General features: G+C 69.7%; 21 protein-coding genes. 10 read left to right on the top strand and 11 right to left on the bottom strand.

The features are described from left to right. Positions 1 to 36: 36 nt before the first annotated feature. From BLQ49_RS24595 to BLQ49_RS24580, 4 genes are all read right to left on the bottom strand, one after another. Positions 37 to 1,044 carry an FAD:protein FMN transferase gene (locus tag BLQ49_RS24595; protein ID WP_091721193.1) on the bottom strand — a complete coding sequence of 336 codons (1,008 nt, stop codon included), beginning with the start codon at positions 1,042 to 1,044 and terminating at the stop codon, positions 37 to 39. Next, complete coding sequence (locus tag BLQ49_RS24590; RefSeq protein ID WP_244507755.1) at positions 1,041 to 3,143, bottom strand: 4Fe-4S binding protein; 2,103 nt, start codon at positions 3,141 to 3,143, stop codon at positions 1,041 to 1,043. Before BLQ49_RS24590 ends, BLQ49_RS24595 begins: the two co-directional genes overlap by 4 nt. A gap of 236 nt (positions 3,144 to 3,379) precedes the next feature. Beyond that, entirely contained in the window at positions 3,380 to 4,390 is a 1,011-nt protein-coding gene (locus BLQ49_RS24585) for a YVTN family beta-propeller repeat protein (RefSeq protein WP_091721050.1), read from the bottom strand. Beyond that, on the bottom strand, positions 4,387 to 5,610 hold the full coding sequence (locus BLQ49_RS24580) for an ABC transporter substrate-binding protein (protein WP_091721048.1): 1,224 nt from the start codon (positions 5,608 to 5,610) through the stop codon (positions 4,387 to 4,389). The genes BLQ49_RS24585 and BLQ49_RS24580 overlap by 4 nt, the downstream gene beginning before the upstream one ends. Positions 5,611 to 5,825: 215 nt before the next feature. Here BLQ49_RS24580 and pedF point away from each other — a divergent pair, with 215 nt between their 5' ends. The 9 genes from pedF (at position 5,826) to BLQ49_RS24535 (ending at position 14,426) form a co-directional block, all read left to right on the top strand. Beyond that, positions 5,826 to 6,254, top strand: coding sequence for a cytochrome c-550 PedF (pedF, locus tag BLQ49_RS24575; protein WP_091721046.1), 429 nt, complete (start codon positions 5,826 to 5,828; stop codon positions 6,252 to 6,254). Beyond that, entirely contained in the window at positions 6,244 to 7,104 is an 861-nt protein-coding gene (locus BLQ49_RS24570) for a substrate-binding periplasmic protein (RefSeq protein WP_091721044.1), read from the top strand. The genes pedF and BLQ49_RS24570 overlap by 11 nt, the downstream gene beginning before the upstream one ends. 258 nt (positions 7,105 to 7,362) lie before the next feature. After that, positions 7,363 to 9,132 carry a PQQ-dependent methanol/ethanol family dehydrogenase gene (locus BLQ49_RS24565; protein WP_091721043.1) on the top strand — a complete coding sequence of 590 codons (1,770 nt, stop codon included), beginning with the start codon at positions 7,363 to 7,365 and terminating at the stop codon, positions 9,130 to 9,132. 154 nt (positions 9,133 to 9,286) lie between these two features. Continuing rightward, positions 9,287 to 9,946, top strand: a complete 660-nt coding sequence (locus tag BLQ49_RS24560; protein WP_091721186.1) for a response regulator — start codon at positions 9,287 to 9,289, stop codon at positions 9,944 to 9,946. A 468-nt stretch (positions 9,947 to 10,414) separates the two neighbouring features. Next, a complete protein-coding gene (locus BLQ49_RS24555) occupies positions 10,415 to 10,906 on the top strand; it encodes a MarR family winged helix-turn-helix transcriptional regulator (RefSeq protein ID WP_091721041.1) in 492 nt (163 codons plus the stop codon). Next, positions 10,903 to 12,939 (top strand): FUSC family protein, encoded by a 2,037-nt coding sequence (locus tag BLQ49_RS24550; RefSeq protein ID WP_091721038.1) that lies wholly within the window; start codon positions 10,903 to 10,905, stop codon positions 12,937 to 12,939. Before BLQ49_RS24555 ends, BLQ49_RS24550 begins: the two co-directional genes overlap by 4 nt. Further along, on the top strand, positions 12,936 to 13,145 hold the full coding sequence (locus BLQ49_RS24545) for a DUF1656 domain-containing protein (RefSeq protein ID WP_091721035.1): 210 nt from the start codon (positions 12,936 to 12,938) through the stop codon (positions 13,143 to 13,145). The genes BLQ49_RS24550 and BLQ49_RS24545 overlap by 4 nt, the downstream gene beginning before the upstream one ends. Next, on the top strand, positions 13,142 to 14,083 hold the full coding sequence (locus BLQ49_RS24540) for an efflux RND transporter periplasmic adaptor subunit (RefSeq protein WP_091721033.1): 942 nt from the start codon (positions 13,142 to 13,144) through the stop codon (positions 14,081 to 14,083). Before BLQ49_RS24545 ends, BLQ49_RS24540 begins: the two co-directional genes overlap by 4 nt. Positions 14,084 to 14,141: 58 nt before the next feature. Continuing rightward, the gene (locus BLQ49_RS24535) at positions 14,142 to 14,426 is read left to right on the top strand and encodes a hypothetical protein (RefSeq protein WP_091721030.1); all 285 of its coding nucleotides are present in this window, start codon (positions 14,142 to 14,144) and stop codon (positions 14,424 to 14,426) included. Positions 14,427 to 14,673: 247 nt separating this feature from the next. Here BLQ49_RS24535 and BLQ49_RS24530 read toward each other — a convergent pair whose 3' ends face one another. From BLQ49_RS24530 to BLQ49_RS24505, 6 genes are all read right to left on the bottom strand, one after another. Beyond that, positions 14,674 to 16,146, bottom strand: coding sequence for an NAD-dependent succinate-semialdehyde dehydrogenase (locus BLQ49_RS24530; protein ID WP_091721027.1), 1,473 nt, complete (start codon positions 16,144 to 16,146; stop codon positions 14,674 to 14,676). Further along, the gene (locus BLQ49_RS24525; RefSeq protein WP_091721025.1) at positions 16,139 to 18,151 is read right to left on the bottom strand and encodes an acyl CoA:acetate/3-ketoacid CoA transferase; all 2,013 of its coding nucleotides are present in this window, start codon (positions 18,149 to 18,151) and stop codon (positions 16,139 to 16,141) included. Before BLQ49_RS24525 ends, BLQ49_RS24530 begins: the two co-directional genes overlap by 8 nt. Before the next feature lie 246 nt (positions 18,152 to 18,397). Then, positions 18,398 to 19,528 (bottom strand): class III poly(R)-hydroxyalkanoic acid synthase subunit PhaC, encoded by a 1,131-nt coding sequence (phaC, locus tag BLQ49_RS24520; protein ID WP_091721022.1) that lies wholly within the window; start codon positions 19,526 to 19,528, stop codon positions 18,398 to 18,400. Then, a complete protein-coding gene (locus BLQ49_RS24515) occupies positions 19,521 to 20,351 on the bottom strand; it encodes a poly(R)-hydroxyalkanoic acid synthase subunit PhaE (RefSeq protein WP_091721020.1) in 831 nt (276 codons plus the stop codon). Before BLQ49_RS24515 ends, phaC begins: the two co-directional genes overlap by 8 nt. 152 nt (positions 20,352 to 20,503) lie before the next feature. Continuing rightward, a complete protein-coding gene (locus BLQ49_RS24510) occupies positions 20,504 to 21,679 on the bottom strand; it encodes an iron-containing alcohol dehydrogenase (RefSeq protein ID WP_091721017.1) in 1,176 nt (391 codons plus the stop codon). 26 nt (positions 21,680 to 21,705) lie between these two features. Then, complete coding sequence (locus tag BLQ49_RS24505) at positions 21,706 to 23,358, bottom strand: acetolactate synthase large subunit (RefSeq protein WP_091721015.1); 1,653 nt, start codon at positions 23,356 to 23,358, stop codon at positions 21,706 to 21,708. 231 nt (positions 23,359 to 23,589) lie between these two features. Here BLQ49_RS24505 and BLQ49_RS24500 point away from each other — a divergent pair, with 231 nt between their 5' ends. Then, on the top strand, positions 23,590 to 25,077 hold the full coding sequence (locus BLQ49_RS24500; protein ID WP_091721012.1) for a DUF2252 domain-containing protein: 1,488 nt from the start codon (positions 23,590 to 23,592) through the stop codon (positions 25,075 to 25,077). A gap of 104 nt (positions 25,078 to 25,181) precedes the next feature. Here BLQ49_RS24500 and BLQ49_RS24495 read toward each other — a convergent pair whose 3' ends face one another. Next, on the bottom strand, positions 25,182 to 26,120 hold the full coding sequence (locus BLQ49_RS24495) for a LysR family transcriptional regulator (protein WP_091721009.1): 939 nt from the start codon (positions 26,118 to 26,120) through the stop codon (positions 25,182 to 25,184). Positions 26,121 to 26,327: the final 207 nt, after the last annotated feature.

Below are 26,327 nucleotides of genomic sequence, written 5' to 3'. Positions count from 1 at the left end.
CGGCCCGACGTGGACGCGCCGCCCGGGATCCTTGGATCACAGGCGGCGCCGGTCCGGTCGAATCTTGTCGGTGAAGCGGACCGTACAGCCGGGATGGCCGGCGATGAGCCGCGCACCGAGTTCCCGTCCGAGGACCATGCAGGCCGTGGACAGCCCGTCGGCGAGGAGGCCGGACGACGCAGTGACGGTGACGGAGGACAGGGCGTCGGGTGAATATCCCGTTGCCGGATCGAAGATGTGATGGTCGGCCCGATCGTCCGAGAAGCTCATATTGTAGTCGCCCGACGTGGCCGCGAACCCGGTGAATGGGGCGATCACGGCGGCAAGCGAGGCGGGATCGCGCGGATCGGCGAGGCCGAGGCGCCAGGGCGTGCCGTCGGGATGCGTGCCGGAGGCGCCGAATTCGCCGGTATCCACGAAGGCATCGCCGATGCCGCGCTCCCGCAAGGCCGCGATCACCCGGTCGGCCGCGTAGCCCTGGATCAGCGCGTTCAAGGTCAGCGCCGTGCCAGGCGTCAGGACGATCCGGTCCGGCTCGAGCCGAACCCGGCGCCAGCCGATCCGCCCGAGAGCGTCGCCGAGTGTGCCGCCGTCCGGCCGCCCCCCCCGGGTCGCCGCGCCCGCCCAGATTGGCCAGAGCGGCTGCACCGTGGGATCGAATGCGCCCGCGGTCTCGGCCGCGAGCGCCAGGGCGAAGCGCAGGAGCACGACAAGGTGCGGGTCGGGCGCGTCGAGCACGCCGTCGCGGTTGAGGCGCGACAGGTCGCTGTCTGGGCGAAACAGGCTGGCCGCCGCCTCGACGGCGCGCATCGCCGCGAACCCGTCCATCAGCGCGGCCTCGATTGCAGCGGCATCGGAGCCGGCCGCCGTCAGCGCCACGGTCGTGCCGAAGGCGAGGCCCGCGCGCGTCCGGAGCAGAAGGCCGTGCGACGCGGCGGCGGTGCGGAACGCCGCGAGACCGCCGAGTCCGGCCACGCCGGCGAGACCCGCCGCAGCCACGAGGACGCGGCGACGGGGGGCATGCGGAGGGCCTGACCGACTCATGCGGCGGCTTGCTGCGGCACCACCCGGCGCCCGCGCTTGCGCGCCACCACCTGCGGCACGCATTGCCCCGGATCGTGGATGATCGTCACGCAATCCATGCACTGGAAGCACTCGGGGTAATCGATCCGGCCACTCGGTTCGATCGCGCCGTAACGGCAGCGGACCTTGCAGAGCTGGCAGGGCGAGCCGCACTCGGCCCGACGCGGGATCCAGTCGAGCATCCGCACCCGGCCGAGCAGGGCGAGGCTCGCGCCAAGCGGGCAGAGATAGCGGCAGAAGCCCTTGTAGACGAACAGGTTGAGCACCAGCAGGCCGGCCGCGTAGGCGACGAACGGCCAGGACCGCACGAAGGTCAGGGTGATGGCGGTCTTGAACGGCTCGACCTCGCTGAAGCTGTCGGCCAGCGGCGATCCGGCTGCGGCGGCCACAAGGATGCCAGCGAGCACGACATACTTCGCCTGCCGCAGCACCCGGTCGAGGACAGGCGGGACCGCGACCTGCCGGATACGCAGCGGACGCGCCAGCAGCGCCACGAATTCCTGGAGCGCCCCGAAGGGGCAGAGCCAGCCGCAGAACGTACCCCGCCCCCAGACAATGAGGGCGGCGAGCGCGAAGGCCCAGAGCACCAGAGAGGGCGGATCGTAGAGCAGGAAGGCGAGATCGTGGGTCGTGGCGGCGGCGCGCACGAGGCCGACGAGCGTGACGATCGAGAGCTGCGCCTGCGCAAACCAGCCGATGAAGCCCAGCGTCAGCGCCAGGAAGCCGAGCCGGAACGCCGGGAAGCGGCGCGCATCGGCGACGAGCCCGCGCTGGCGTGCCAGCACCGGCACCAGCACCGCCAGCATGAGCGCGATCGCGCCGAGACCGGGCGCGCGGGCCCGCCAGGGATCGGTCCAGCTCGGCCCCTCGTCCGGCTTGACGCGGGTGAACAGGTCGGCCGGCAGGGCGGTCTCGACCGGGAACGTCCGGGTGATCTTTTCGGACAGGATCTGCCCGCGCTCGCGCACGATCGTTTCGGTCAGGACCCAGGGGGCAGAAGGGTCGAAGCCCGCGGCCTGATCGATCCGCAGGATCGTCCAGGGCCCCGCCGGCAGCCCCTCGGCGAGGCCCGTGTCGCGGCGCTCCACCGCCATGTCGCGGGCGGTGACGATGAGCCCGCCCTGGCCGATCGTCAGGCGGTCGGGGATCGAGCCGAGCACGAACCGATCGCCGAGCGGGTTCTCGGGCGCGTCCGGCGGCCCGGCGCTCACCACCATCACGGCGTGGTTGCCGGGGCCGAGCTCGCGCATCAGCGCGTCGAACCGCGCCGGGCCGAGCAGGTTGCGGCCGATCGACGGGGCGTTGAGATAGGCGACGTAGAGGTCGGTGAGGACGGGATCGGGCGGCCCGTCGGCCAGATCCTCGACCCCGGTCCCCTTGAAGGCCTTGGCCGCGACTGCGTTCGTCACGGTGAGCCGGCGAACCCAGCCGCGGGCGAGCAGGTCGGACAGGCTGAGCTTCTCGTAGAGGTCAGGTTTGGCCTCGACCTTCAGGCCGAGATTGGTCGCCCCGAATCCGAGCTTGCCGCGCGCCACGGCGAGCGCCGAGGCCAGGATCGACTGGTTGATCACCCGGGTCGAGGCGGTGGCCATGGAGATGCCGTCGACGGTCGTCTGCGGCGCGGCGCCGCCCGCCCGGGCATTCGGCCGCCCGACCCGGATCGCCTGCCGGGCCGACAGGCCGGCATATTGGTCGACGAAGGCGAAGAGCGGCTCCGGCCCGAGCCCTTCGAGGAAGACCGGCTCGTGCTGGCTGATCACCCTCACGTCGCGGAAGGTCCCGTCCGGGGCGAGCGCCACCAGCAAATCGGGCGGCGTTCCGCCGAAGCCGGGGATCGGGGCGAGATCGACCGACTCGAAGGCGTAGGCGAAGACCTCGTAGGACCCGGCCTGCTGCTTCAGGATCGGCCAGACCGGGAGCGCATCGTCCTTCTCGCCGACCACGAGGGGCGGGGGGAAGTACTTTTCCAGGGTCGCGCGATCGAGCTGGCCGGCCTGGGCGGGGAGGATTTGGAGAAGGAGGGCGAGCAGGAGGAGAATGCCTGCGCCGGCGGGGTGAATCCGGCTCGGTGCGCTCAGAACGAGACGCGCATTCTCCCTCCCCCCTCTGCGGGGGAGGGTGGCCCCCGAAGGGGGTCGGGAGAGGGGAACCCGGCTGCCGAAAATGGCGCGACCTGCGGGAAGGCCTCCGCGCCGTTCTGTACCGTCGCGCCCCTCTCCCGACCCCTGCTGACGCAGGGGCCACCCTCCCCCACAGAGGGGGGAGGGGGCGTTCTCGGCCTCCGCCCCGAAAAACCTCACGGCGTCACGCCGGCGGCGCGGCCATCCGGGGCCTTGCCGTCCGGCATCGGCCGGGCCGCGACGCCCCAGGGGAAGCGGCCGACCTTCACGGTCCGGATCGGCTTGAACGACTCGGTATCGATCACCGTCACGTCGCCCGAGACGCCATTGGTGCTGAAGAGGCGCGTGCCCGCTCCGTTCAACGCAAGCTGCCAGACCCGCCGACCGACCAGGATGTAGCTCTCGACCTGGTAGGTTGCCGTATCCACCACCGCCACGCGGTCGGAGGGCCCGAGAGCCACGAAGGCGTGGCGCCCGTCCTTCGCGAACTGGATCCCCACCGGCTGGACCCGGTCCGCGGCGATCCCCTTCACGGCGAACTCCACCGTCTGGATCACTTGGCGGCTGGCGACATCGATTACCGAGACGGTGCCGCCGATCTCCGACGAGGCCCAGAGCCGGGTCCCGTCCGCCGAGAAGGCCGCGAAGCGTGGGCGCTGCCCCACCGGCGTCGCGTCGACCGCCTGAAGCGTCTTCGTGTCGATCCAATGGACCATGTTGGTGGTCTCGGAGGTCGTCACGGCGAGGCGGCCGTCGGGGCTCACCGCCATGCCCTCCGGCTCGATGCCGACATCGATCTGCGCCAGGACTTTTCGGGTCTGCGCGTCGACCACCGTGGTGGTGGCATTCTCCTCGTTGGCGATGAACAGCGTGCGGCCGTCCGGCGCCAGGGCGAACTGCTCCGGATCCTCGCCGGAGGGCAGATCGTGCCGGACCTGGCCGGTTTCCGGGTCGATCACCTGCACGGCGTCGGAGTCGCTGGCGCAAACGTAGAGGGTCTTGCCGTCCTTCGCGAAGGTGACGCCCCGGGGCCGCCGGCCGACGGGGAAGGTCCGCACGACCGCGAAGCTGTCGCCGTCGATCACCGAGATGGTGTTGTCGCGCTCGTTGGTGACGAAGATTTCTTCCGATCGGGCCGGGCATGAAACCGCCAGGACCGCGAAGGCGAGGGGGACGAAGCGGTTCATCCTGCGCGTCCGGTGAAGGCACGGCAGACGCTCTCGGGCTCGTCGAGGCCGAGGGTGTCGAGTTCCGTGCGGTGGTGGAGGAAACCCTCGATCGGCGCCGTGGCGGTCACGGCCCCCGGCCAGAGCAGGAAGACCGGCTGGCGCAGCTGCCCGTCCCAGGCGCGGAAGCTCAGGGGCCGGCCCTTGAAGCCGCCGACCTCGAAGTTGGGCGCCGTCAGCGCGGCGCGGACCGCCTCGGGGTCGGTGCTGCGCGCCTTGACGGACGCCTCGCCGATCGCGTGGACCGCCATCCAGCCCGCCCAATCGACCGGCCGCATCGCCCGGCCGGCGAGCTTGCGGAACCGGCCCTGGAGTTGCACCGCCGCCCAGGCCTCGACGGGGCGCCCCCAGGCGGCCGGCGACAGGCCCTGGGTGCCTACGAGCGGCCGCGGCGACGCCGTGTTGTAGTTCAGGCTCGCGCCGAACTCCCCCGCCTCGTCGGCGACCGCGACGACATCGTGCTCCGCGCCGCGGGTCGGCAGGGCGAACTCGCGGAGCGCCGTGTCGCGGACATCACCCCCCTTGGGATCGTAGCTGGATTCGGCGACGATCCGGGCGCCGAACTTCTTCGCGCTCCGTCGCAGGGCCTCCGCGTAGAGGGCGTCCCCGGGGGCCGGCCCCGCCACCAGCAGGATCCGCGACCAGCGCTTCAAGGCGAGGAACTGGACCAGCGCATCCGCCAGCATGGCCCGCGAGGGCAGGACGTGGAGCAGGTTCTTGCGGCAATCCGCGTCGCGCAGCCGCGTGTCGGGCGCGCCGATGTTGAGGAGCACGCTGCTCCGCGCCTCGGGAAGATCGGCGATGGCGAGCACGTCCTCGGCGGGGGCGTTCACCACCACGAAGCGCGGGTTCGCAAGGTCCCGGAATGCCGCGCGGATGTCGTCGCCCGGCTGGACGATCCGGGATTCGAGGCTGAACGACAGCCCGATGAAGCGGCCGGTGGCGTTCGAATCCTTCAGCCCGAGTTCGGCGCCCCTGGCGCCCTCATCGTCGGGGATCGGATCCTCGTTGTTCAGCGGCACCGGGCGCTCGATCCGACGCTCCAGATACTGAATGGTCAGCGGCGGCCCCGCCGCCTCGGCCGCGCAACCCGACGCCGGGACCAGCAGGGCGGCCAAGACGAGGCCGGCGCGCGGGCGCAGCCCCGCCCTGTTGGTCCGCCACGCCCCGGAGAACACCATCCCCGTCCATCTCCTCCGCCCCGGTGCTGTTCGTTGCCTGGAGTCTTAGGTGCGGAGGGGAGGCGGCGGATATTGGACCAAGGTGCACACACGCGTTCGTGTGCAGTGCAACACAAGTCATCGGTCGGAAAGACCTGGTTAGTCCGTACCAAAGCATAATGGGTCTCGCTCCCGGTACTTGCTAACCGTCACCCAACGACGATGGGAGGCGGGTGATGCGCGCAACGAAGACCGCGGTGGCGGGCGGGCTGCTGGGATTAGGGCTCGTCCTGGCGGCGAGCGGCGCCCTGGGTCATGGCGATGTGCAGCCGCAGCCGGTCAAGACCGACGGCCTCAAGCCGCTCGGCACCGAATGGCTCGCCGAGAACCCCTACAAGGGCGATGCCCATGCGATCTCGATCGGCGCCTCTGGCTTCAACCAGAATTGCGCCCGCTGCCACGGCCTGGAGATGATCTCCGGCGGCCTCGCCCCGGATCTGCGCTACCTGCCGCAGGGCAAGGAGGGCGACGAATACTTCGTCGAGCGCATGAAGCACGGCGCCGTCATCAACGGCGTGACCAAGATGCCGGTCTTCGACGGCCTGATCTCCCAGGAAGGCCTGTGGGCGATCCGCAGCTACATCGAGTCGAAGCATGAGGAGTAGGGCGCAGCTTGCGTTCGCCTGCGGCCTGCTGCTGGCGCTCGGAACGCAACAGAAGGCCGTTGCCCGGCCGCTCGATCAGGTCGTGGCCGACGGCACGCTGCGGGTCGCGGTCTACGGCGACAACGCACCGTTCTCGGACACGGTGAACGGCAAGGCCCAGGGCATCGACGCCGACCTCGCCCGGGCCATCGCCGAAAAGCTCAAGGTCAAGCTCTACCTGCGCGTGGTCGATGCCGGCGAGAACGTCGACGGCGACCTGCGCCTCAACCTCTGGAAGGGGGACCTCGCCGGCTCACCGCTCGCCGACCTGATGCTGCACGTGCCGACCGATCGACAACTGGCGATCCGCAACGATCAGGTGTTCTTCACCGCCCCGTATTTCGAGCAGGAGATCGCCTTCGCGTACCACAAAGGCGACCTCGAAGGGTTCGATACGCTCGACGATATCGGCGATAAGACCGTGGCGCTCGAAGGGACGAGCGCGGCGGACCTGATGCTGCTCACCGCGCAGGGCGGCCGGTTCCGCGGAAATCTCAAGCACTACAAGAGCTTCGAGGAGGCCGCGAAGGCCTATCTGGCGGGCGAGGCGCCGATCCTGGCCGGCACCCGTGCGGCGATCGAGGCCGCCCTGTTCGCCGCCAAGGCGCCCAAGGACGACAACCCGATCGCGACGGTGCCATCCTCGGGGCTGGTCAAGACCCGCTGGGAGATCGGCGGGGCGGTGAAGACCGACTCGCGCGACCTCGCCTACGCGGTGGCGGATGCGGTGACGGCGCTGAACGCGGACGGGCGGCTCAAGGCAATCTGCGAAACCTACGGCGTCACCTACACGCCGCCGAAGGGGTATTGAGGACCGCCGCGCGTCTCCCTCCCCCCGCAGAGGGGGAGGGGATGCGCGGCCATTCCTGATGTGCTGGTTATCTTGACCTGACGAATACTTCGGTATTCATCGGAAAATCTACCGGACATTCGACCAATGGCCAATAAGACTTTCCTGAGAAGCCGGATAGCCTCAATTCCCAAGGGGACGCCCCGCGACTCGTGCGGCCCGCGTCGAAACCCGGATGCCCCGGCCATACGGACCGGGGCCGTAGACGGAGGACACGTCATGAGAATGCGGACCCGGTTCCTCGCCGCGGTGGGCGTCGCCGCCCTCGTGGCGGGCAGTGCCCTGCCGGCGCTGGCCCAGGGGGTCACCGAGCAGGACATCATCAACGACGCCAAGACGCCCGGCGACGTCGTCACCTACGGGCTCGGCCCGCAGGCCCAGCGCTTCAGCCCGCTGAAGACCCTCAACCGCGACAACATCAAGAGCCTCGTCCCGGCGTGGTCGTTCTCCTTCGGCGGCGAGAAGCAGCGTGGCCAGGAGAGCCAGGCGCTGGTCAAGGACGGCATCATCTACGTCACGGGCTCGTATTCGCGCATGTACGCGATCGATTCCCATACCGGCGAGAAGAAGTGGGAATACGATGCCCGCCTGCCGGAGGGCATCCTGCCCTGCTGCGACGTGGTGAACCGCGGCGCCGCGCTCTACAAGGACAATGTCTATTTCGGCACGCTCGACGCCAAGCTCGTCGCGCTGAACGTCAAGACCGGCAAGGTGGTCTGGCGCAAGGACATCGACGACTTCAAGGCCGGCTACAGCTACACGGCCGCCCCGATCATCGTGAAGGGCAAGATCATCACCGGCGTCTCCGGCGGCGAGTTCGGCGTGATCGGGCGGATTGAGGCCCGCGACGCCGACACCGGCGAGATCGTGTGGAAGCGCCCCGTGATCGAGGGCCACATGGGCGAGCTCAACGGCAAGCCCTCGACCATGACGGGCAAGACCAACGAGACCTGGCCGGGCGACATGTGGAAGTTCGGCGGCGGCGCCACCTGGCTCGGCGGCACCTACGATCCCGAGACCAACCTGATCTACTTCGGCACCGGCAATCCCGGCCCGTGGAACTCCTGGCTGCGGCCGGGCGACAACAAGTGGACCTCCTCGCGCCTCGCCCTCAACCCCGACAACGGCGAGATCGTCTGGGGCTTCCAGACCACGCCGCATGACGGTTGGGACTTCGACGGCGTCAACGAGTTCGTGCCGTTCGAGCTGAACAAGGGCGGCAAGACCATCAAGGCCGGCGCCACCGCCGACCGCAACGGCTTCTTCTACGTGCTCGACCGGACCAACGGGAAGTTCATCTCGGCGACGCCGTTCGTGAACAAGATCAACTGGGCCAAGGGCATCGATGAGAACGGCCGCCCGATCTACAACGAGGAGAATCGTCCCGGCGACCCGAGCCAGGCCACCGGCGACGACAAGAAGGGCAAGTCGGTCTTCGCGGTGCCGAGCTTCCTCGGCGGCAAGAACTGGATGCCGATCGGCTACAGCCCCGACACCAAGCTGTTCTACGTGCCCTCCAACGAGTGGGGCATGGATATCTGGAACGAGCCGGTGAACTACAAGAAGGGCGCGGCCTATCTCGGCGCCGGCTTCACCATCAAGCCGGTCTTCGAGGACCATATCGGCTCGCTCAAGGCGATCGACCCGGCCTCCGGCAAGATCGTGTGGGAATACAAGAACAAGGCCCCGCTCTGGGCCGGCGTGCTCACCACCGCGGGCAACCTCGTCTTCACCGGCACGCCCGAGGGCTTCCTGAAGGCCTTCGACGCCAAGACCGGCGAGGAGGTGTGGAAGTTCCAGGTCGGCACCGGCGTGGTCTCCTCGCCGATCACCTGGGAGCAGGACGGCGAGCAGTGGGTCGGCGTCGCGGCCGGCTGGGGCGGCGCGGTCCCGCTCTGGGGCGGCGAGGTTGCCAAGTCGACCGCCGGCATCAACCAGGGCGGCAGCTTCTGGGCGTTCAAGCTGCCCAAGACGGTGGCGTCGCGCTAAGAGCCCAACGAAAGCGAGGCGGCTCCTCCGGGGCCGGCTTGCCCAGGCCTCGGAGCGCGGGCGGCGCCCCTCAACACCCGCTTGCGCCCCGGGGCCGCTTCGATCAGTTTTCGAGAGATCCCGTGAGGATCTCCAGCGAAGGACCGCGTTGTCCGTGCATCTCCTGATCGTCGATGACCACCCGCTCTTCCGGGACGCCCTGGCGGCCACGATCCGCCTCGCGCACCCGGATGCGGTGCTACACGAGGCCGACGGGATCGAGGCGGCCTGCACGGTCCTGGCGGCCAACCGGAACATCGACCTGACGCTCCTCGACCTGTCAATGCGGGGCACTTCCGGCTTCGATGGGCTGATCACGGTCCGGGCGAGCTTTCCGCGCATCCCCATCCTGATCGTCTCCGGCCACGAGGATCCGCGCATCGTGCGCGAGGCGCTGGAGCACGGCGCGGCCGGCTTCGTGCCGAAGGCCATGGATAAGGCGACGCTGACGCGGGCGATCACCGAGGTGCTGAGCGGGGCGCTGTTCCTACCGCCGGGTCTCGCCGAGGCGAGTGCCCCGGCGGCGCGGTCCAAGAAGGCACCGCTGCCCGAGCGCCTCGCCCGGCTGACGCCGCAGCAATTGCGGGTGCTGATGATGATCCGCCAGGGCAAGCTCAACAAGCAGATCGCCCACGAGCTTCAGGTCGGCGACTCGACCGTGAAGGCGCATGTTTCCGAGATCCTGCGCAAGCTCGAGGTGATCAGCCGGACGCAGATCGTGATCGACACGGCGTCGCTGGATTTCGACCAGATCCACAACGCGCATCCGGCCTGACGGCGCCCCTCGCGGCGCCACCTCTCCCTCCCCCCTCTGCGGGCTAGCGGATTCACACTTCTCTACCGGACGCCAGGGGCCTGAGAAACAAGCGCGTTTCCCCTCCCCCTTGTGGGGAGGGGCCAGGGGTGGGGGTGGCGCAGAAGGCACCGCGGCGATCCATCCTGAACCACCCCCACCTCCAACTCCTCCCCGCAAGGGGGAGGAGAGAGCGCCCCGGCCCGAGAAGTGTGAATATCGTAGCCTCTGCGGGGGAGGGGACGCGCGGTACCAGCTCCCGCACGGTGAATGTCGTAGCCCGCACGGGCGACGAAGCGCCTGGCCAACCCTTCCGAACATGCACCCCGCGCAGCCCAGCGGCGCCCATCCTGCCTCTGCTCGACCAAATCGATAGCATGCTATCTATCAGCAACAGATCGATTTAGCCCTGGCGCGAAGCCGGGCGTGGTAGGCAAGGGCCTTGGCGGAATGCCGTCCACCGACGATGCCGGCGAGTTGGAACTGCTGCGGCAGACCTACACCCAGGCTCTCCAGACGGCCGGGCGGCAGTGGCGCCGGGCGGCCAACACGATCGCCGAGGCTCACGGCCTGTCCGATGCCGTCGCGCTGCCCCTGGTGACGATCGGCCGCCTGTCCGGCGAGCCGCGGCAGAACGCGCTCGCGGAGGCCGTCGGGATCGAAGGGCCCTCGCTGGTCCGGCTGCTCGATCAGCTCGCGGCGGCCGGCCTCGTGGTACGCCGGGAGGATCCGTCCGACCGCCGCGCCAAGGTGCTGGCCCTGACAGCGCAGGGCCGGGACGTGGTCGCGCAGATCGAGGTCGCCCTCAGGGCACTGCGGGCGCAGGTCTTCGCCGGGATCAGCCGCGCCGACCTCGACGCGAGCCTGCGGGTCTTCGCGGCGCTTCAGCGTCACGACCGCGGCACCGGCGAGACCGCGCCGGCCCTGGAGCCCACGCCGTGACCCTCCCCGGTTGGCGCGACTGGGCCTTCGCCCTGAAAACCTACGCGGCGGCGATGCTCGCCCTGTTCCTGGCGCTGTGGATCGACCTGCCGCGGCCCTATTGGGCGCTGGGCACCGTCTACATCACCAGCCAGGTCCTCTCGGGCGCGACCCGCTCGAAGGCCGTCTACCGCCTCTGCGGCACGGCGCTCGGCGCCGCCGTGAGCGTGGCGCTGGTGCCGAACCTGGTCGATGCGCCGGTGCTACTCAGCCTTGCGGTGGCGCTCTGGGTCGCGCTCTGCCTCTTCATCGCGCTGCTGGATCGCACGCCCGCGAGCTACCTGCCCATGCTCGCCGGCTACACCGCGGCGCTGATCGGCTTCCCGGCGGTCGACGATCCGGGCGCGATCTTCGACACCGCCGTGGCGCGGGCCGAGGAGATCGGTCTCGGCATCCTCTGCGCCAGCCTCGTCGCGACCCTGGTGCTCCCGCAATCGGCGGCGCCGGCCATCGTGGCACGCCTCGAAGCCTGGCTGGCCGAGGCCCGATCCTGGACGCTGGCGGCGCTCCAGCGAACCCGCATGCCTCAGGCCGGCGAGACCGGCCACAGCCTGCGCCTCGCCTCGGACGCACTGGCCCTCGACGGCCTCGGCCTCGCCCTGCGCAACGAGGCCACCGGCGCGGAGCGGGCGGCTGCGGCCTTCGCGCCCCTGCGCCAGCACATGCTGATGGTCCTGCCGATCGTCGCGGCCCTGTCCGACCGCGTGGCGGCGCTGGAGCAGGCCGGTGCGCAGCCGGCCCGGCTCCGCGCGCTCCTGTCGGACCTCGCGCTCTGGCTGTCGTCGGATGGCACTCCGGACGACGCGGACCGCCTGCGCGAGCGGATCGCCGGGATCGATCCGCCCCTGACCCGCGACACGACCTGGACGGCCCTCCTGTTGGCGAGCCTCGCCGCGCGCCTGCGCGACGTCATCGATCTGCGCGAGGATCTCCGTGTCCTGCGCTCGCATCTCCAGGCCGGGACGGCGCCGGTGGCTCCGCTCGCCTTCACCTATACGGCGCGGGTCACGCGCATCCGCCACCGCGACTACGGGCTGGCGGCGTTCTCGGCCTTCGGCGTGTTCGTGGGCCTTCTGGTCTGCTGCGCGATCTGGATCGCCACAGGCTGGCCGGACGGATCGGCCGCTCCGATGATGGGGGCGGTCGCCTGCTGCCTGTTCGCGACCCAGGATGACCCGACCCCGCAGATCCTCGGCTTCACGAATTCCGCCCTGGTCGGCGCCACGGGGGCGGGCCTCTACCTGTTCGCGATCCTGCCGCTCGCCACCTCCTTCGAGATGGTGGCGCTCGCCCTCGCGCCGGCCCTGATCCTCTGCGGTCTGGCGATGACGCAGCCCCGCACCGCTCCAATGGGCATGGGCGCGGCGCTGAATGGCGCGACCCTGCTGGCGCTGCAGAACGGCTACAGCGGCGACTTCGCGCCGTTTGCCAATTCGGTGATCGCCTCGGTGGTCGGCATGTGGATCGCCGCGGTGGTGATCCGGCTGGTCCGCTCGGTTGGGGCGGCCTGGAGTGCCCGTCGTCTAGTCCGGATCAACCGCCGCAGCCTCGCGGCGGCCGCGGACGGGCGCGGCGCCGGGCACGGGCTCGAACTCGCCGCCCTGATGCTCGACCGCGTCGGCCTGATCGCCCCGCGCCTCGCCACGCTGCCGGCAGAGGAGGCCGCAGCCCTCGGCGACCTCCTGGCCGACGTGCGTGTCGGCATCAACCTCGTGGAGGTGCGCCGGGTCCGCAGACGGCTCACGGGAGCGGCGCGCATATCCGTCGACGCGACCCTGGCGCTCGCGGCGCGCCGGCTGCGCGGCCGGATCGATGACCCTGACCTTCTGGCCACGCTGGACGACGCCCTGGACGCCGTAGCGTGCGCCGCTCAAACGCCGGAGCGCCGGGCCGCCCTGATCGGCCTGACGGGCCTGCGCCGCGGTCTCTTCCCAGAGGCGCCACCCTACCGGGACGCGGCGCCCCGGCCGAACGCGCGGGAGATGGCGGCATGATGGGCGAGATTGACCTCTATGGCGTGTTCATCCCGGGGCTGGCGCTCTGGATGGCGATCGCCTTCGCGCTGAGCCTGCCGCTGCGCCGCCTGCTCGTGGCGACCGGCTTCTACCGCCTCGTCTGGCACCGGCCGCTCTTCGACCTCGCCCTCTACGTCGTCCTGCTGGGCGGCGTCGTGACCCTCGCCCAGGGGACCCTGCCATGACCGCCTTCCTCTCCCTCGCCGGACGCCTTCTGGTCACCCTCGGCATGGTCGCGGTGGCGCTGGTCGTCGGCCTCGCGCTCTGGGACTACTACATGGACGCCCCCTGGACCCGCGACGGGCGGGTGCGGGCCGACGTGGTGGCGGTGGCTCCCGACGTCTCGGGTCTCGTGACCGAGGTGCTGGTGGAGGACAATCAGGTCGTCCGGAAGGGCGACGTTCTGTTCCGCATTGATCCGGACCGGTTCCGCCTCGGCCTGCGTCAGGCGGAGGCGGTGGTCGAGGGCCGCAAGGCCACGGCCGAGCAGACGGCCGCCGATTACGCCCGTTATTCCAAGCTCAGCGACGCGGCGGTCTCTCAGCAGAAGGTCGAGGCCGCCAAGGCGGCGGATCTCGCGGCGCAGGCCGCCTACGAGCAGGCCAAGGCCGACCGTGACCTCGCCAAGCTCAACCTGGAGCGCTCGGCGGTGCGCGCCTCGGTCAACGGCCGGATCGCCAACATGGAGCTGCGCCCGGGCGCCTACGTCACCACCGGCCACGGCGTGATGGCGCTGATCGACAGCGACACGGTGCGGATCGAGGGTTATTTCGAGGAGACCAAGCTGCCGCGCATCCAGGTCGGCGCCCCGGCGACCGTGCAGTTGATGGGCGAGGCCGGCGTGCTCAAGGGCCATGTCGCCAGCATCGCGGGCGGCATCGCCGAGACCGGCCGCAGCGACGCCACGAACCTGTTGGCCAACGTGAACCCGACCTTCTCGTGGGTGCGCCTCGCCCAGCGCATCCCGGTGCGGATCGCCCTCGATCCCGGCGTCGCGGACCCGCGCCTCGTCAGCGGCCGCACCGCCACCGTGTCGATCGCTCCGGAGACGGGCGGGGGGGCGCTGCGCTGGGATGCCCTGCGCCGGTCCTGGTCGGGCTGGCGCGAGGCGCTGGCTCGCTGAACATTCCCGCCGGCCTCGGGTTGGCCTGGAACGACGCAACGCCGATCCAGGAGTCCCCATGTCCAAGACGATCCTCGCGCTCGCCACGTCCCTCGTGCTCGCCACATCGGGCGCCGCACTGGCCCAGGCACCGCAGACTGGCGGCGCCAATCAGGGCAACGTCAACAAGTCCGGCACCGTGGGCGGCACCTCGACCGGTGCCATGGAGCGCACCGGCTCGACAGGTGTCGGCATGGCCCCCGGCACCAGCGGCGGCCCGCGGGTCAGCACCCCTGGCGCGCCGGCCGGCAGCAGCATGGGCAACGGCACCACCGGCAGCGGCGCGGCGCCGAGCGGGAAGTAAGCACACGCGGTAGGCCTAGGCGCGCCGGTTCTCCCTCCCCCCTCTGCGGGGGAGGGTGTCCCCCGAAGGGGGTCGGGAGAGGGGAGCAACGGCACAGGATGAAACGCCGGCCTTCATGAAGGCTTTGCCTTGTCCGGAAACCGCGCTCCCCTCTCCCGACCCGGCCTGACGGCCGGCCCCCCCTCCCCCGCAAAGGGGGGAGGGGGTGCCCGTCAGATCGCAATACGTATCAAGTCGAAGCCGCGCCCTATGCGCCCAGCCCACCCACGCACAGGTACTTCGTGTTCAGGTAATCCTCGATCCCCTGATACGACCCCTCGCGGCCGAGACCCGATTCCTTCACGCCGCCGAAGGGCGCCACCTCGGTGGTGATGATCCCCTCGTTGATCCCGACCATGCCGTATTCCAGCGCCTCCGCCACCCGGAAGGTCCGGCCGAGGTCGCGGGTGTAGAAGTAACAGGCGAGCCCGTACTCGGTGTCGTTGGCCATTCGGATCGCCTCCGCCTCGTCGCGGAAGCGGAACAGCGGCGCCAGCGGCCCGAAGGTCTCCTCGCGGGCGACATCCATGGCTGGGGTCGCGCCGGTGATCACGGTCGGCTCGAAGAACTGGCCGCCGAGCGCGTGGCGGTGCCCGCCCGCGATCACCCGGCCGCCCTTCTCGACGGCGTCGCGGATATGCGCCTCGGTCTTCTCCACCGCGGCCATGTCGATCAGCGGCCCCTGAGCCACACCGTCCTCGATGCCGTTGCCGACCTTCAGGCGGTTGGCCGCCTCCGCCATCTTCTCCGCGAAGGCATCGTAGATCCCGTCCTGCACCAGGAAGCGGTTGGTGCAGATGCAGGTCTGGCCGGAATTCCGGTACTTGGCCAGCATCGCGCCGGCCACGGCCCGGTCGATGTCGGCATCGTCGAACACGATGAAGGGCGCGTTGCCGCCCAGCTCCATCGAGACCTTCTTCACTGTGTGCGAGGCCTGCTCCAGCAGCACCTTGCCGACCTCGGTCGAGCCGGTGAACGTGATCTTCTTGACGAGCGGGTTGCCGGTCATCTCGGCGCCGATGGCGCGGGCCGAACCGGTGAGGATGCTCACGACGCCGGCCGGGAAGCCCGCGCGCTCGCACAGGACGCCCCAGGCGAGGCCGGAGAGCGGGGTCTGCGAGGCGGGCTTGATCACGATCGGGCAGCCGGCAGCCAGAGCCGGGGCGATCTTGCGGGCGATCATCGAGGACGGGAAATTCCAGGGCGTGATCGCCGCCACCACGCCCACCGGCTCCTTGGTGACAAGGATCTTGCGGTCGCCCCAGGGGGAGGGGATCACGTCGCCGTAGACGCGCCGCGCTTCCTCGGCGAACCACAGCACGTAGGCCGCCGACATGGCGACCTCGCCGCGGGATTCAGTCAGCGACTTGCCCTGCTCGGCGGTGAGGATCTGCGCCAGATCCTCCTGATGCTCGGTAACGAGGGCCGCGAGCTTGCGCAGCAGCACGGCGCGCTCGTTGGCGGTCTTGGCGCGCCACGCTGGATAGGCCGCATGCGCCGCCTGGATCGCAGCCCGCGTCTCCTCGGCGCCGGCATTCGGCACGCGGGCGATGACCGCACCGGTGGCGGGATTGGTCACATCGATGCTGCCGGAGCCGGCCTTGGTCCAGGCGCCGCCGACGAGGCAGGCTTCGACCAGCAGGGCGCGATCCTTCAGGGTGGGAATCTCGGTCTCAGGCATCCAACGGTTCCTTCGGCGGATGCGGCACGTCGGAGTTCGACATCGCAATCCGCGGCTTGAGGGTCACGCCCTGGGCCGTATTCCTCGCCTGGGCCTCGGCTCTTGTCTCGAATACGTGGGGAGCCAGATCGCGGCTCGCCAGCGAGGCGCCGAGTTTCAATCGCAGGAACGCGCTCGTCGTGTAGCGCGATGCTGTCTCATAATACCGCTTTTCCAGATAAGCGATCGCCGAGAAATAGGCATCGCTCACCGTCGGGTCGATCTCGAACCCGTCGTAATTGGCGATGAGGTGGACCTTGCGGCCGATCTCCTGGCAGGCGCGCTCGTATTCCCGGCGCACCAGCTCGACATCCTCGATGGTCCGGACCTGAAAGCCTTCGAGATTCGAGAACAGGATGTTGCGCTCCGGATCGTAGCTGATCCGCTCCGCCATGGAGAGGCCGAGCAGCCACGGCTCCAGACCCATCACGGCGTCGCGGAACAGGCGCGGATCCATCGGCTTCGGGTTCTGCACGATCGGCGCGAAGCCCATCTGGCCGAGGATGTCCCGCTCGATATCCACGCCCGGCGCGACCTCGACGAGTTCCATGCCGGCGCGGGTTCGGCGGAAGACGCAGCGCTCGGTCACGTAGAGCACCGGTTGGCCGCGATCGGCCGCGTAGGCCCCCGAGAAGGTCACTTGCTCGACCGCCGCGATGAATTTTTGGGAGCGGCCCTCGGAGAGGATGCGGATCCCGTCGCCCTCGACCGCGACCTTCAAGCCATCGGCCGTGAAGGTGCCGGCGAAGACGAGGCTCTTGGCGTTCTGCGAGATGTTGATGAAGCCGCCCGCGCCCGCGAGCCTTTTGCCGAACCGGCTGACATTGACGTTGCCCTCCGCGTCGCACTGAGCGAGGCCGAGGCAGGCGAGATCGAGGCCGCCGCCATCGTAGAAATCAAATTGCTGGTTCTGGTGCAGCACCGCGGCCGGGTTCAGGGCGGCGCCGAAATCGAGCCCACCCTGCGGCAGGCCGCCGATCACCCCGGGCTCGGCGGTCAGCGTCAGGTACTTGAGCACCCGCTCCTCGGCGGCGACCGCCGCCACGCCCTCCGGCATGCCGATGCCGAGATTGACCACGCCCCCCGGTGGCAATTCGAAGGCGCAGCGCCGGGCGACGATCTTTCGCGCGTCGAGCGCCATCGGCGGGATCCGGTCCAGCGGCACGCGCTGGCGGCCCGTGAAGGCGTGATTGTAGGGCGTGCCGTAGGTCTGACGGTGGTTCTCCGGCTGGCTCAGCACCACGCAATCGACCAGGATGCCCGGGACCTGCACCTCCCGCGGGTTGAGCGAGCCGGCCTCGGCCAAGCGCTCGACCTGCGCGATGACGAAGCCGCCGGAGTTCTTCGCCGCCATGGCGGCGGCGAGGTTGTCCAGCGTCAGCGCTTCGCGCTCCATGGTGATGTTGCCGGCGGGATCGGCGGTGGTGCCGCGGATCAGCGCGACGTTCACCGGAAACGCCTTGTAGTGGAGCCAGGATTCCCCGCCGAGCTCGACCAAGCTGACGAGATCTTCCTTCGTGACGGCGTTGAGCTTGCCGCCTTCCAGGCGCGGGTCGACGAAGGTGCGCAGGCCCACCTTGGTGATGTGGCCGGGCGTGTGGGCGGCGATCTCCCGGTAGAGATGCGAGACGACGCCCAGCGGCAGGTTGTAGGCCTCGATCTGGCCCTCCACCGCCAAGGCGCCGAGCTTCGGCACGAGGGCCCAGTGGCCGCCGACGACGCGCTTGACGAGGCCGGGGATCGCGAGGCGATTGAGGCCGCGCTCCTTGCCGTCGCCGGGGGCGGCGGCGAACATCAGGCCGATCCCGTGCGGGCCGGCACCGGATTCGAAGCGGCGGGCGAGTGCCAGGATCAGTTCGTCCGGCGTGCCGATGCCGACGAAGCCCGACACCGCGACCATGTCGCCATCCTGCAGGATGGCGGCGGCCTCGTCCGCGCTGACGAGCTTGTTCTTCAGGCTGCCCATGGGGTGGTCCTCGGCGGCCGGACCGCGCGCGTCACCCTCCCCCCTCTGCGGGGGAGGGTGACCCCTGCGTCAGCAGGGGTCGGGAGAGGGGAGCGACGGTGCAGAATGACGCTCCAGCCTTCATGAAGGCCGCGACACCTCCGGAAGCCGGGTTCCCCTCTCCCGACCCCCTTCGGGGGCCACCCTCCCCCGCAAAGGGGGGAGGGGAGGGGCGTCGCGCCTTGCAAAAATCCCTGCGCCACCATCCTACCCCCGCTGGCCCAGCCACTCGGCGATGCCCGACCCCAGCAGCTTCTGTGCCTTGCCGCCGACGAACACCCCGACATGGCCGCCGGGCAGACCCATCTCGGTGTAATCCGCGGTGCCGATCTTATCCTTCAGTGCCTGCGAGGTGGCGGGCGGGATGATGTGGTCGTCCTGCGCGAACACGTTCAGCACCGGGCAGGTGATGGCCTTGAGGTCCACCCGCCGGCCGCCGAGCTCGAAGGCGCTCTGGACCAGCTTGTTGTCCTGATAGAGGTCCTTCAGCCACTGCTTGGCGGCTTCGCCCGGATGATCCGGCCGGTCGGCGATCCACTTCTCCATGCGGAGGAAGTTCAGGAACTTCTTCTTGTCGTCGAGGGCGTCGAGCAGGTCGAGGTTGTACTTCGTCATGGTGCGCATCGGCGTCATCATCGAGAACACCGAGCCCATGAAGGCCCCAGGCAACGACCCTTGAGCCTCGATCAGCCGGTCGATGTCCTCCGGCGTGAGCGAACGCGTCCAAACGTTGATGAAGCCGTGGCCGGCCCGGGCGTTCTGAGTGTCAGCGTGGAAGTCGATCGGCGTGATGGTCAGCACCATCGCGTTGACGGTCTCGGGGTAGAGCGCCGCGTAGCAGGTCGTGAACACCCCACCTTCGCAGATGCCGAGCAGGCTGACCTTCTCGCGCCCGGCCGCCTCCTGGATGAAGGCGACGCACTCGGCGAGGTAGCCGTCTACGTAATCGTCGATGGTGACGTAACGGTCGGCCCGGCCGGGATTGCCCCAATCGACCACGTAGAGGTCGAGGCCGAGGTTGAGCAGGTTGCGGACGAGGGATCGGTCCTCCTGCAGATCGGCCATCGTGTAGCGGCCGATCAGCCCGTAGACGATCAGCACCGGCGGCAGACCCTTGCTCTCCGCGAGCGGCCGGTAGCGGTAGAGGCTGACCTTGTCCTGGTGCCAGACCAGATCCTTCGGCGTGGTGGCGATCTCGACATCCGCGTCGCTGACATCGGCGAACAGCTTGGCCCCCTCGCTGAGACGGCGCCCGAGGGTGCCGACCTCGGCCAGCAACGCGGCGGGGGTGAGATTCAGCGGTGCGGCCGGCCCCTTCGGGCTTTCCTGATCAGCCATGGGCGTCCTCCCCGACCTGTGAACCACCCGCCTTCGCGGCCTTACCGGCCTGCCGCCGCTCGCGGCGCAGCGCCCGGACTTCGCGGCGCAACTCGGTCAGGCTCTTGTGAACGTCGTCGAGTTCGGCCCGGGTCGGCTGGCCGTAGAACTCGGACAGGAAGGCCGCGACGTCCTGCTGGGCGAGGCGCAGATCGGTGGAGGCGCGCAGCACCGCCCGTTGCGAGGTGAGAAACGTCTCCGAGCGCTGGACGTCCAAGAGCACCGCGTTGGCGGTCTCGATCCACCGGCCCATCATGGCGCGGGCGGAGGCAAAGCTCTCGCCGCGTTCGGCGAGGGCATTCGCCTCCTGGGCGAAGGTGCCGGCGGCTCGGGTCCAGGCGTCGAGCATGACAGCCTGGTGCTCGCTCTGCGCCCGCCGGAGCGCAGCCCAGGCGGTGAACAGGGCGGCGTAGCGTCGTTCGGTCTGCCACAGGTCGGCAAGCTGCGGCCCCTCGGACATGCGGGTCAGCGCGGCGTCGAACTCGGCCGAGCCGCCAAGCCAGGCCTGCGGATCGAAGATCCGGGCGAGCACCGCCCCAGCCGTGGGGTCCGGGGCATCGGGGCCACCCTGGAGCGATTTGGTTAGGGCCTGGGAGAGGGCGGTCGCCGCGGTCCAGGCCTCGGTCAACTTGGCCTGCGCGGTGGCGAGCCCGGCGAGATCGGCGCTCGGGAATTCCGACCAGCTCAGGGCCGGGGTGGTTCTCCCGAAGCCGGGCGCGAGGAAGCCCGCGGCCGCCCGCGTCCAGAACTCGCCCATCGCCCGGAACGCGTCGAACTGGTCCATGCTGGCGTTTCTCCCCACAGCCCGGAGGCTGACAACCCGCCCGCGTCTTTGCGAGCGGAGCGAAGCAATCCAGCAGCGCTACGGTCCGGCAGCCGTGCGCGACCCTGGGTCACTTCGCTGCGCTCGTGATGACGGAGCCGGCCAGCCCGTCTTCACGCCGCCGGACGCGCCTCGCCAAGAGCCTCGGCGTAGATCCGGAAGGCGTCGTCGTAGGTGACCTCGCGCGGGTTGTTCACGAGGAGCCGGGTCTGCTTCATCGCGTCGGAGGCCATGCGCTCCAGATCCTGCCGGGCGACGCCGACCTCGGCGAGCGAGGCCGGCACCTTGCAGTCGCGGCAGATCGCGTCGAGGCTGTCCACGAAGCGCTTGGCGGCCTCGGGCTGCGGCAGGTCGGCGGCCGCGGGATCGAGGATCGGCGCGAGCTCGGCATAGAGCGCCTCCGCGTGTGAGAGGTTGAAGCGCATCACCCCCATCAGCACCAGGGCGTTCGAGAGCCCGTGCGGCACGTGGAAGATCGCGCCCACCGGGTAGGCGAGCGCATGCACCGCCGCCACCGGCGCGTTGGCGAAGGCCATGCCGGCCAGCATCGAGCCGAGCAGCATGCCGGAGCGCGCCTCGAGATTCTTGCCGTCCGTGCAGGCGGTGCGGATGTTGGCCGAGAGCAGCGCCAGCGCCTGCTTGGCAAGCTGGTCGGAGATCGGGTTCTTCTTGTTCTTGCTGGTGAAGGCCTCGATGGCATGCACCATGGCGTCGATGCCGGTGGCCGCCGTCACGTGGGACGGCAGGCCCAGCGTCAGCTCCGGGTCGAGCACCGCCCAGTCGGGCAGGAGCTTCGGGGCGACGACGCCCTTCTTCTCGGTGGTCGGCGTCGTGACGATCGAAATCGGCGTCACCTCCGAGCCGGTGCCGGCCGTGGTCGGCACGAGGATCAGCGGCAGGCGGTCGCCCTTGGCGAGGCCGACGCCGTAGATCGACTCCAGCGGCTCGTCCGACTTGGCGAGATAGGCCACGAGCTTGGCGGTATCGAGCGCCGAGCCGCCGCCGATCGACAGGACGAGGTCGGTCCCGAGTTCCCGGGCGCGCTTGGCCGCCGCCTCGATCACCATGGAGGGCGGATCGGCGACCACGTCCTCGTAGACGTCGAGGGTGATGCCGGCTGCCGCCAAAGCCGCCTCGGCGGCCTTGGTGAGGCCGGCGCTGCGCACGCCCTTGTCGGTGACGAGCAGGACGCGCTTGGCGCCGAAGCTGCCGACGATCTCGGGCAGCTTCTTGGAGGCACCGGCCTCGAACAGCACGTTCGGCGTGGTCTGGAAGGTGAACGGGTTCATCGCACTGCCCTATCGTGATGCCGAACTCACTCGGCGGGCTCGAAATCCTTCACCTTGGCGCGCAGCTCATCGACCAGCACGCGGGTGTTCTCGGAATAGTCGATCGGCACCGCCACGAGGTGGACGCCGCCCGCCGCGAAGGCGCGGTCCAGCGTCGGCACCAGGTCGTTGACCGACTCTACCCGGTGGCCGGTAGCGCCGTACGACTTCGCGTAGAGGACGAAGTCCGGGTTGTTGAAGGTCATGCCGTAATCGGCGAACTTGTCGACCGCCTGCTTCCAGCGGATCATCCCGTAGGCCGAGTCGTCGAGCACCAGCACCACGAGATTGAGCTTGAGCCGGACGGCGGTCTCCATCTCCTGGCTGTTCATCATGAACCCGCCGTCGCCGCAGACCGCCATGACGCGCCGCTTCGGGTAGAGCATCGCCGCCATCATGGCCGAGGGCAGGCCCGCGCCCATGGTGGCCAGCGCGTTGTCGAGGAGCAGCGTGTTGGCCACGTAGGTGCGGTAGTTCCGGGCGAACCAGATCTTATACATCCCGTTGTCGAGGCAGACGATTCCGTCCTCGGGGATGACCCGGCGCACATCGCGCACGAGGCGCTGCGGCGTCACCGGGAAGCGGTCTTCGCCAGCCCGGTCGCCGATATGGCTGAGGATGTGCTCGCGCAGGTGCAGCAGCGCGCCGGCGTTCGGCAGCTTTCCGTCGAGCTTGTCGGCCAGGAGCTTCAGCGTCGGCCCGAGATCGCCGACCACCTCGGCGTCGGGGTAATACACCTGCTCCACGTTGGCCGGCATGTAGCTGATGTGCAGGACCTTCTGGTCGGCCTGGCCCATGAAGAAGGGCGGCTTCTCGATCGTGTCATGGCCGATGGCGATGATGAGATCGGCCTTGTCGATCGCCTCGTGGACGTAGTCGCGCTCGGAGAGCGCCGCGGTGCCCATGTAGAGGTCGGTCCCGCCCGCGACGGTGCCCTTGCCCATCTGGGTGGTGAAGAACGGGATGCCGGTGCGCTGCACGAAGCCGCCGAGTTCACCGGTGGCGCGGGGGCGGCTGGCGGCGGCGCCCAGCATGACCAGCGGGCGCTTGGCCGCCAGGATCATGGCGGCGGCGCGGTCGATCGCGGCCGGATGGGCGACCGGGATGTCGATCGGGTGCGAGGGCACGAGATCCGCCTCCGCTTCCTCGGCGGCGATGTCCTCCGGCAGCTCCAGCAGGACCGGGCCGGGCCGCTCCTCGGTGGCGACCCGGAAGGCGTCGCGCACGATGGTCGGGATCGAGGAGGCCGAGACGATCTGCCGGGCCATCTTGGTGATCGGCTTCATCGACGAGATCACGTCGACGATCTGGAACTTGGCCTGGCGCGCGGACAGGATGCCCTTCTGGCCGGTGATGATGATCATCGGCATCGCGCCGAGATGCGCATAGGCGGCGCCGGTGGAGAAGTTCAGGGCGCCGGGCCCGAGCGTCGAGAGGCAGACGCCGGGGCGGCCGGTCAGCCGGCCGTGGGTCGCCGCCATGAAGCTCGCCGCCTGCTCGTGGCGGGTGAGCACCAGCTCGATCTTGGAGTTGCGCAGGGATTCGACGACGTCGAGATTCTCCTCGCCGGGGATCCCGAAGATGCGGTCGACACCTTCATTCTCGAGGGCTGCGACGAGCAGATCTGAACCCTTGGGCATGCGGAGTCTCGCTGATGCGTCGGCGTACCTGCGTCGCTCGGCGAAGAAAGTCTTGGCGGCGCGTCGGGTGGTTAGAGGGCCGCCATCGGAAGTGGTCAAGACCGGTTCAGGCGCGAACAGTCACAGAGACGGCGTGATGCTATCCCCACCGGGTATCCCCACCAGACTTGTCGCACCGCGGAACGTGGCGGCACGGTCAAGGTTGTCGTGAGGTCGGGGAATTTTGAATTCATGGAACGGACGGTCATCGAGCAGGATCCGGCGGATGCAGCCTCGGGATCGGCCCAGGCGGACGCGGATCCCGTGCTGGCGCCGATCGCGGATTTCCCGCGCATCGACCTCCGCGCCGGCGTCGAATCGTGGGACAAGCGCCGCCATGCCGGGAAGACGCTGCGGGAAAAAGTTCCTCACGCGGCGCAGGGCGAGTTCGCCCCCGATCCGGACCGGCCCGACCCGATCGCCCTGATCGAGGCGGCCCATGAGGGGCGCCAGCCCCACCTGATCCCGCTGCGGGTGGCCCGGATGGCGACCTCGCCCTTCGCGTTCCTGCGGGGTGCCGCGCACGTCATGGCCTGGGACCTGTCGCGCGGGCCGCGCAGCGGCATCGACGTCGTGATGAACGGCGACGCGCACACCGACAATTTCGGCCTGTTCGGCACGCCCCAGCGCGATATCGTCCTCGACCTCAACGATTTCGACGAGGTGACGATCGGCCCGTGGGAATGGGACCTGAAGCGCCTCGCCGCCGGCCTCGCGGTGGCGACCACGGAGGCCGGCATCTCGGCCCGCGAGTCCCGCGCGGCGGTCATGGAGGCGGTCTGCGGCTACCAGCAGACGATGCGGCGGCTGGCGCCGCAGGGTTCCCTCGACGTGTGGTATCAGACCACGCGGGTCGACACGCCCCACATCTCCGGCCTGCGGCTCGACGCCGAGTCCCGGGCTGTGGTCCGGCGGGCGGTGGACAAGGCGCGGCGGCGCAACAACCGCAGCCTGCTCGAGCAGGTCGCCGAGCGGCGCACCGACGGGAGCTGGCGCCTCAAGACGGACGCGCCGATCCTGACGCCGGTGGACGAAGCCACCCGGGAGGACGTGGTCAGCGGGCTGGAGCGCTACGCCGAGACGCTGCCGCGCGAGCGCCGCTTCATGCTCGACCGCTACCACGTGGTCGATGTGGCCCACCGGGTCGTTGGCGTGGGCAGTGTCGGAACCCGGGCCTACCTCGCGCTGCTGTTCGGCAATTCCGATGCGGACGCGCTGTTCCTCCAAGTCAAGGAGGCGGTCCGCCCGGCCCACGCGCCATACCTTCCGGGGATGCCCGATCCCTACGCTGCCCACGAGGGCGAGCGGGTGATCTACGGTCAGCGCCTGCTTCAGGCAGTGGGCGATCCGTTGCTCGGCTGGACCAGCATCGCGGACCGCCCGTTCTACGTGCGCCAGATGAAGAACCTGAAGGGCGCGATCCCCCTGGCCCGGATGTCGGTCGCCTCACTGCTGACTTTCTCGTACGCCTACGGGACGCTGCTCGCCCGCGCCCACGCCCGCACCGGCGACGCGTCGGCGATCACCGGCTATTGCGGCAGCGGCAAGAACGATCGTCTCGGTAGCGCGATCGCCGACTGGGCGATGGCCTATGCCGAGCGCAACGCCGCCGATTTCGAACTCTTCCGCGCCGCAATCGCCAGCGGGCGGCTGGAGGCGGCGGCGGATCCGTGCCTGTAAAGGCGCGGTCTCATCGCTACCGTCGGCACGCCCGTCCTTGCGAGCGCAGCGAAGTGATGACGGCAGGCGCTGCGCTCAGCAGAGCGTTCGAACGCAAGTCCGTATCAAATAATGCCCGGCGGCGGCGGCTCGTGGGCGAGCCGCACCAGCAGATCCCGCAGCCAGCGATGGGCCGGGTCGCGGTCGTAGGAGGCGTGCCAGAGCATCGAGACGGCCACATCTTCCAGCGCCACCGGCACCGGGCTGACGCTCAACGCGAGGGCATCGGCGAAGGAGGTGGCGAGGCGTGCGTGCATGGTGGCGATCACCGGCGCGGCGCGCACCAGGAACGGCACGACGAGGAAGCGCGGCGTGGTCACGGCCAGCGTCCGCGACCGGCCGATCAGGGCGAGCGCGTCGTCCACCACCCCGTGGGCAGTCTCCCGCAGGGAGGTCAGCACGTGGGGGAACCGCAGGTAATCGTCGAGGCCGATCGGCGGCTCGAGGCCGATCAACGCGGCGTTGAACAGCACGACGTAGCTGTCGCGGTAGAGTAGCCGCTGCTTGTGGTGGAGCTGGCCCTCCGAAAACAACCCGATGGCGATATCCACTTGGTCGGCGTCGAGCTCATCGAGGATTCGGGAGCGCTCGACGGAGCGCAGCAGCAACCGGATCCCGGGGGCCTCCCGCCGCAGCTGCGCGATGAGGCGTGGCCCGAGCAGCACCTCGACGCTGTCGGGCAGGCTGACCGTGAAGCTGCGCTCGACGGTCGCCGGATCGAACGTTTCCTCACGGTGGACCAGTGCCTGGACCTGCCGGAGGGTGGCGCGCAGGGGCTCGGCGATCTTGAGCGCCCTGGGCGTCGGGCGCATCCCGTCGGGGGCGCGGGTGAGGAGTTCGTCGTCGAACAGCCGGCGCAGCCGGGCGAGGCTCGAACTCATCGCCGATTGGCCGACCCCAACCCGGGCGGCCGCGCGCGTGACGCTGCGCTCGTCGAGGAGCGCGTCGAGGGCGACGAGCAGGTTCAGGTCGATCCGGCTGAGGTCGATATGGTCGATGGCCACGGGCGAATCGGTTCGTTGGTCTCGGCGCCGAGCTATAGCAACATCGGCGCGGTTTGGGTTTTCGCGGTCGAGCTCGCTGACAGTCCGGGATTGAGGAGGCAAGCAGGCTCCGCGCGTCTCCCTCCCCCCTTTGCGGGGGAGGGTGGCCCGCGAAGCGGGTCGGGAGAGGGGAGCGACGGTGCAGAATGAGGCTGCGCCCATCTTGAA

Source organism: Methylobacterium phyllostachyos (genome assembly GCF_900103445.1).
Taxonomy (GTDB): Bacteria; Pseudomonadota; Alphaproteobacteria; order Rhizobiales; family Beijerinckiaceae; genus Methylobacterium; species Methylobacterium phyllostachyos.
The sequence above is the reverse complement of the archived record's forward strand: the minus strand, read 5'-3'. Positions and strand labels throughout refer to the sequence as shown.